The sequence below is a fragment of the Nocardioides sp. CPCC 206348 genome, assembly GCF_048654705.1.
Taxonomy (GTDB): domain Bacteria; phylum Actinomycetota; class Actinomycetes; order Propionibacteriales; family Nocardioidaceae; genus Nocardioides.
The window spans coordinates 977-2,307 of the sequence record NZ_JBMCZA010000187.1; the positions used below are offsets into that span (position 1 = coordinate 977).

Genomic DNA, 1,331 nt, shown 5'->3' on the forward strand with positions numbered 1-1,331 from the left:
GCCGTGCGGTGCGTGACGCGGATGGTCGCGTCGTCAACCTCGACGATGCGGTCGGTGAGCTGGTGAACACGCAGGGCGCCGGGTTCTTCGCCGGGTACTACAACGACGAGCGGGCCACGGCGGAGCGGCTCGACGGTGGCATGTACTGGTCCGGCGACCTCGCCTACCGGGACGCGGACGGCTTCGTGTTTCTCGCCGGCCGGACCGATGACTGGTTGCGTGTCGACGGCGAGAACATCGCGGCCGCGCCCCTCGAGCAGCTGCTGCTGCGCCACGACGCGATCTCCCAGGCCGCGGTCTACGCCGTCGCCGACGAGCGGGTCGGCGACCAGGTGATGAGCGCGTTGGTGTTGCGGCAGGGCGCCGTGCTGACCCCGGAGGACTTCGGTGCGTTCCTGCACGCGCAGGCGGACCTGTCGCCGAAGGCGTGGCCGCGCCATGTGCGGATCGCGGAGGCGCTGCCGAGCACCGCCACGAACAAGGTGCTCAAGAGGGAGCTGCGCGCCGAGGGTGTGGCCACGACCGACCCCGTGTGGGCACGTGGCGAGCGAGAGAGGACCTACCGATGAGCTTCGACGTGATCGTGAAGAACGGCCGCTGGTTCGACGGCACGGGTGCGGCCTCGGCGGTCCGCAGCCTCGGCGTCCGCGACGGTCGGGTCGTCGAGATCAGCGAGACCGACCTCGATGAAGCGGAGTGCCCGCGGGTCATCGACGCCGCCGGCCACTGGGTGATCCCGGGCATGGTCGACATCCACACGCACTACGACGTCGAGGTGCTGGTGCAGCCCGCGCTGGTCGAGTCGCTGCGCCACGGTGTCACCACGATCCTGCTCGGGTCCTGCTCGCTGTCGACCGTCCACGCGAGCCCCTCCGATGCGGGTGACCTGTTCGGCCGCGTCGAGGCGATCCCGCGCCCTTACGTCGTTGGCGCACTGGACGACACCAGGACCTGGACGACGGCGGGGGAGTACGTCGCCGCACTGGAGGCCCTGCCGCTCGGGCCGAACGTCGCCGCCTTCATCGGGCACTCGGACATCCGGGCCGCCCGGATGGGCCTGGAGCGGTCGACCGACGCCGCGGTGAGGCCGACGGCGGCCGAGCTGGCGCAGATGGAGGCCGACCTGGTCGACGCACTCGATGCTGGTTTCGTCGGCATGTCCTCGCAGCAGCTGATGTTCGACAAGCTGGACGGCGAGACCTGCCGCTCGCGGACCCTGCCGTCGACGTACGCACGACGCAGGAGCGGCGCCGCCTCAACAAGGTACTGCGGGCCAGGGGCCGCGCGCTGCAGGGCGGACCGGATGTCGCCAAGCCGCAGAGCCTGGTCAC

2 protein-coding genes are annotated in these 1,331 nt (G+C 71.0%); both read left to right on the forward strand.

The window, feature by feature from the left end:
• On the forward strand, positions 1 to 569 hold a 569-nt coding region (locus ACOADB_RS15390; RefSeq protein ID WP_420280919.1), incomplete at its 5' end, for an AMP-binding enzyme.
• A partial coding sequence (locus ACOADB_RS15395) for an amidohydrolase family protein (RefSeq protein WP_378600277.1) occupies positions 566 to 1,331 on the forward strand: 766 nt, incomplete at its 3' end. The genes ACOADB_RS15390 and ACOADB_RS15395, both read left to right, overlap by 4 nt.